The 5,463-nt window shown below is 71.8% G+C and carries 5 protein-coding genes; 4 read left to right on the top strand and 1 reads right to left on the bottom strand.

The genetic code is table 11. The features are described from left to right. The 3 genes from QH283_RS07620 to QH283_RS07610 form a co-directional block, all read left to right on the top strand. The coding region (locus QH283_RS07620; RefSeq protein ID WP_432420678.1) for a hypothetical protein at positions 1 to 305 on the top strand (305 nt) is incomplete at its 5' end. Positions 306 to 336: 31 nt separating this feature from the next. Next, complete coding sequence (locus QH283_RS07615; RefSeq protein WP_280502313.1) at positions 337 to 1,104, top strand: glycosyltransferase family 2 protein; 768 nt, start codon at positions 337 to 339, stop codon at positions 1,102 to 1,104. Continuing rightward, positions 1,101 to 2,663 carry a class I adenylate-forming enzyme family protein gene (locus QH283_RS07610; RefSeq protein ID WP_280502312.1) on the top strand — a complete coding sequence of 521 codons (1,563 nt, stop codon included), beginning with the start codon at positions 1,101 to 1,103 and terminating at the stop codon, positions 2,661 to 2,663. Before QH283_RS07615 ends, QH283_RS07610 begins: the two co-directional genes overlap by 4 nt. Here the strand turns inward: QH283_RS07610 and QH283_RS07605 are convergent. Continuing rightward, positions 2,641 to 3,465, bottom strand: a complete 825-nt coding sequence (locus QH283_RS07605) for a phosphoribosylaminoimidazolesuccinocarboxamide synthase (RefSeq protein ID WP_280502311.1) — start codon at positions 3,463 to 3,465, stop codon at positions 2,641 to 2,643. The two genes, QH283_RS07610 and QH283_RS07605, sit on opposite strands and share 23 nt — an antisense overlap. Before the next feature lie 194 nt (positions 3,466 to 3,659). On the opposite strand from QH283_RS07605, the gene pepN reads away from it, so the two are divergent. Beyond that, the coding region (pepN, locus tag QH283_RS07600) for an aminopeptidase N (protein WP_280502310.1) at positions 3,660 to 5,463 on the top strand (1,804 nt) is incomplete at its 3' end.

Below are 5,463 nucleotides of genomic sequence, written 5' to 3'. Positions count from 1 at the left end.
TTAGTTCTCGGAGCGGGGCGGGGGGGGCGGGCTTTGGCGGGGCGGGGGGGGGGTGGGCCCGTGATGTGGTGGTGGGGTGGGTGGGTGGGCGGGGGCGCGTCTGCGGGGCGGTGCTGGCCGCCGAGCTCGGCGTCGGCGCGGTGGTGACCGATGCCTTCGAGGGGGACGCGCACACCTCCGCGTTGACCGCCGCCTTCGTGGCGGCGCGCGAGGCCGGGCTGACCGACCGGCCGCTGCTGTGGGTCGCCGCCGACGGCGGCCCCACCGCGGCGGCCGTGACCTACCGTGGAGCCGGTGTGCGGTGACGACCGGACCGGAGGACAGACCGGAGGACAGGTGAACGACAGCGGATCGGACGCGCTCTGGGTGGTGATCCCCGCCTTCGACGAGGAGCGCGGCATCGGCAGAACCCTGGAGGCGATCGCGGCGCAGGAGGACACCGACTTCACCGTCGTGGTGGTCGACAACAATTCCACCGACCGCACCGTTGAAGTGGTCAGGGAGTTCGCCTCGGCGCATCCGGTGCCGCCCATCGTGGTGATCCACGAGCCGCAGAAGGGCACCGGCGCCGCCGCCGACACCGGCATGCGGTACGCGATCGCCCACGGCGCGACCCACCTCGCGCGCACCGACGCGGACTGCCTGCCCGCGCCCGACTGGACACGGCGGATCAAGGACGGGTTCGCTTCCAGGCTGCGCCTGGTCAGCGGCCAGCTGATCCCGCGCACCGACGAGGGCGTGTCGTGGCTCGACCGCACGATCGTCGCCGTGGCGCTCGAGGTGGCCTCGTTCTTCGGCAAGGTACGCCCCGGCAACCGGGACCCGAGATATCTCGGACCGTACGTGATGACACCGGGATGCAACATGGCGATCACCGCCGAGCTGTATGTGGCCGCCGGCGGCTTCCCCCGCACCGCGATCGAGGACCTGCACGAGGACAGGGCGCTGGTCAACGCGGTGCGCACCCTCACCACCGACTACGGGTTGCGCCGCGACGTGCGGGTGTACGGCTCGAACCGGCGGGTGCGCGCCTGGGGTATCCGCAAGACGCTCGCGTGGTACGCCGATCACCGATACCGGCCCGAGGTGGTCGACATACGGTGACCGACTTCCTCGACGGGCTCGCCGCGCAGGCCGAACGCATCCCGGACGCCTCTGCCCTCGGCGCGGTCGGTGCGCGGGCGCTGACCTACCGGGAGCTGGTGCGTGCGGTGGGCCGGGTGGCGCGCGATCTCGGCGAGGCCGGGTTCGCGCCGGGCGATCGGATGCTGTTCTCGATCCGGCCGAGCGTGCCGTCGGTGCTGCTGATCTTCGGGACGATCGCGGCGGGCGGGACGATCGTGTTCGTCGACCCCGGCGTGGGGCCGGAGCTCTTCGACGCCAGGGTCCGCCAGGTGCGACCGGCGTGGGCGGCGACGGAATCGCTGCTGTACGCGGTGAGCGGGCCGCTGGCCCGGGTGGGGCGCGCGAAGGGGCTGCGGCTGCCGCGCTTCGGCGCCCTCGACGTCCGCCACATCCACAGCGGGGTGTGGTTGCCTGGGACACCGCCCGGATCGATCCCGTTGCGGCGCTTCACCGGCGGGGCGCGCGGTGGCACCCTCCCGGCCGGGGATCCCGACGCCGAGGCGTTGATCGTGTTCACCTCGGGGACCACCGACGAACCCAAGGCCGTGGTGCACACCCGGGCGTCGCTGAGCGCCGGGTTGAGCGCGATGGGCGGCCGGACGACTCTCGCGCCCGGCGCCTTCCTTCACACCGAGCAGTTGATGATGGGGTTGCCCGCGTTGATGGCGGGGGCACGGTGGGCCGTGCCACGCTATCCGCGCTTCGGCACCCACGTCGACCCCGTCCGGTTCACCCGGAATCTGGGAAGCGCGACGCACGCCTTCTACACCCCGGCCGATCTCGCCGTCGCCCTCGACGCGCTCGAGGCCGGGGCCGTGCCCGTGCCGTCGCGACTGCGGCAGGTGGCGCTCGGCGGCGCGCCGGTGACCTCGGCGCTGTTGCGCCGGGCGCGTATGTCACTGCCCGGCGTCGAGTTCCTGGCGATCTACGGGATGACGGAGATCCTGCCGGTGGCGGTCGCGAACGACACCGCGAAACTCGCGCACGACGGAGATCTGCTCGGCGCTCCGGTGCGGGGCGTGCGCGCGCGCATCGCCGACGACGGTGAACTCGTGCTGTCCGGCCCCAATCTGTGCCGCGGTTACCTGGGCGCGCCGCCGCTCACCGAGATCGCCACCGGCGATCTCGCGCGCTGGGACGGCGAGCAGCTCGTGCTCACCGGGCGCAAGAAGGACATGATGATCCGTGGCAAGACCAACATCTACCCCGGCTTGTACGAGCCGGTGATCGCCGCGATCGACGGGGTGCGCGAGGCGATCATGGTCGGCCTGCCGGACGAGATCGGCGACGAGCGGATCGTGCTCGCCGTCGTCGCCGAACCGGGCGCGGGGGATGTCGTCGCGCGGCTGCGGGCCCGGCTGCCGCAGGTGATCGACACCACCGCCGTGCCCGACGACATCGTGCTGGTGGATCGGATTCCGGTCGGCGGCCGGACGAACAAGCCGGACCGGGCCGCGCTGCGCGAGCTGGTGCGCGAGCGGCTGCCGGACGGCCGAGCGGCCGGGCAGCCGGGGGTCAGCTCCAGGCGCGGCCGGTGATGAGTTCGTAGGCCTCCTGGTACTTGCGGCGGGTGGCCTCGACGATCTCGGCGGGCACCTCGGGGCCGGGGGGCTCCTTGTCCCATCCGGTGGAGGTGGCCCAGTCGCGGACGAACTGCTTGTCGAAGGAGGGCTGCGGGCGGCCGGGCTGCCACTGGTCGGCGGGCCAGAAGCGCGAGGAGTCGGAGGTGAGCACCTCGTCGCCGAGGGTGAGAACATCGCCGTCCCAGCCGAATTCGACCTTGGTGTCGGCGATGATGACGCCCCGGCTCGCCGCGTGCTCGGCGCCGCGGCGGTAGATCTCGAGGGTGCGCTCGCGCAGCGCCTCGGCGACCTCGCGGCCCTCCTGGTTCACCACGTCGTCGAAGGTGATCGGCTCGTCGTGGCCCTCGGCGGCCTTGCTGGTGGGGGTGAAGACGGGCTCGGGCAGTTTGTCGCCGTCGCGCAGGCCGGGCGGCAGGGCCACCCCGGACACGGTGCCGGTGGCCTGGTACTCCTTCAGGCCGGAGCCGGTCAGGTACCCGCGGGCGATGCACTCCACCGCCAGCATCCGCAGCGGCTTGACCCGCACGGCGCGGCCGCGGAACTCCTCGGGCACGTCCACGGCCGAGACCACGTGATTGGGGATGTCGGAGAAGAACTCGAACCACCAGTTCGACAGCTGGGTCAGCAGCGCGCCCTTGCCGGGGATCGGCGTCGGCAGCACCACGTCGTACACCGAGACCCGATCCGAGGCGACCAGCAGCAGGGTGTCGCCGTCCTCGTACAGGTCACGCACCTTCCCGGCGTGCACATGCTTCACCGTCGAGCCTCCGAATCCGTGGGTTGCCGCCCGGCTACCGGGCAGGCAAACAATACCGCCGGGCTTTCACCGGCGGCGCGGGCCCGCCCCGGGCCGATAGGGTTGGGCCGACAGTCCGCGTGCACGGGCCCGGGCCGGGCGCCGCCGCCGCGCGAACCGTTCGTGCCGTGTTCGTCGAAGAGCGAAGGAGTTCCATGTCCGCCCCGAATCTCACCCGCGACCAGGCGATCGAGCGCGCCGCGACGGTCGCCGTCGAGAACTACCGCATCGAACTCGACCTCACCGAGCAGTCCGAGGGGACGACCACCTTCGGCTCGCGCACCACCGTCACCTTCACCGCTCGGCCGGGCGCGAGCACCTTCGTCGACATCGTCGCGGCCCGGGTCCGCTCGGCGGTGCTCAACGGCGTCGCGCTGGACATCGGCGACTACGACGAATCCACCGGCATCCCCCTGCCCGACCTGGCCGAGCGCAACGAGCTGGTGGTCGAGGCCGACTGCGAGTACTCGCACACCGGCGAGGGCCTGCACCGGATGGTCGACCCGGCCGACGGCAACGTCTACCTGTACTCGCAGTTCGAGACCGCCGACGCCAAGCGCATGTTCGCCTGCTTCGACCAGCCCGACCTCAAGGCCACCTTCGACATCACCGCCACCGCCCCGCTGGACTGGCAGGTGGTCTCCAACGGCGCGGGCGAACGCACCGACGACGGCGCCGTGGCCACGCACACCTTCGCCACCACGCCGCGGATGAGCACCTACCTGGTCGCCATGATCGCCGGTCCCTACGCCAGATGGACCGACACCTACCGCGACGAGCACGGCGAGATCCCGCTCGGCCTGTACTGCCGCGCCTCGCTGGCCGAGCACATGGACGCCGAGCGGCTGTTCACCGAGACCAAGCAGGGCTTCGGCTTCTACCACCGCAACTTCGGCGTGCCGTACGCCTTCGGCAAGTACGACCAGCTGTTCGTGCCGGAGTTCAACGCGGGCGCGATGGAGAACGCGGGCGCGGTCACCTTCCTCGAGGACTACGTGTTCCGGTCCAAGGTCACCCGCGCCTCCTACGAGCGCCGCGCCGAGACCGTGCTGCACGAGATGGCCCACATGTGGTTCGGCGATCTGGTCACCATGAAGTGGTGGGACGACCTGTGGCTCAACGAGTCGTTCGCCACCTTCGCCTCGGTGCTGTGCCAGGCCGAGGCCACCGAGTACACCAGCGCGTGGACCACCTTCGCCAATGTGGAGAAGTCCTGGGCCTACCGCCAGGACCAGCTGCCCTCCACGCACCCGATCGCCGCCGACATCCCCGATCTGGCCGCGGTGGAGGTGAACTTCGACGGCATCACCTACGCCAAGGGCGCCAGCGTGCTCAAGCAGCTGGTGGCCTATGTGGGCCTCGAGCCGTTCCTGGCGGGCCTGCGCGAGTACTTCGCCGAGCACGCCTACGGCAACGCCACCTTCGACGACCTGCTCGGCGCGCTGGAGAAGTCCTCCGGCCGCGACCTGTCCGGCTGGGGTGCGCAGTGGCTGAAGACCACCGGCCTGAACATCCTGCGCCCCGACTTCGAGATCGCCGAGGACGGCGCCTTCGCCTCGTTCGCGGTGGTGCAGGAGGGCGCCGAGCCCGGGGCCGGTGAGCGCCGCGTGCACCGGCTGGCGGTCGGCGTCTACGACGACGTGGACGGCAAGCTGGTGCGCACGCACCGGGTCGAACTGGACGTCGACGCCGCCGAGCGCACCGAGGTGCCGGAGCTGACCGGCGTGCCGAGCGGGAAGTTCGTGCTGGTCAACGACGACGACCTGACCTACTGCTCGGTGCGCCTCGACCCGTCGTCGCTGGAGGTGCTGATCAACCGCATCGGCGACATCGCCGAGCCGCTGCCGCGCCCCCTGGCCTGGTCGGCGGGCGGGGGGATGACCCGCCCGGCCGCGCAGCGTGCCCGCGGTTTGGTGGGCCTGGGGCAGCGCGGCCTCGGGGCGGGGGCGGGGGTGGGCG

The sequence above is a fragment of the Nocardia farcinica genome, from assembly GCF_029867845.1.
In the GTDB taxonomy this organism is placed as follows: domain Bacteria; phylum Actinomycetota; class Actinomycetes; order Mycobacteriales; family Mycobacteriaceae; genus Nocardia; species Nocardia farcinica_A.
Note: the sequence above shows the minus strand (reverse complement) of the source record. Positions and strands in the feature narration are given on the sequence as shown.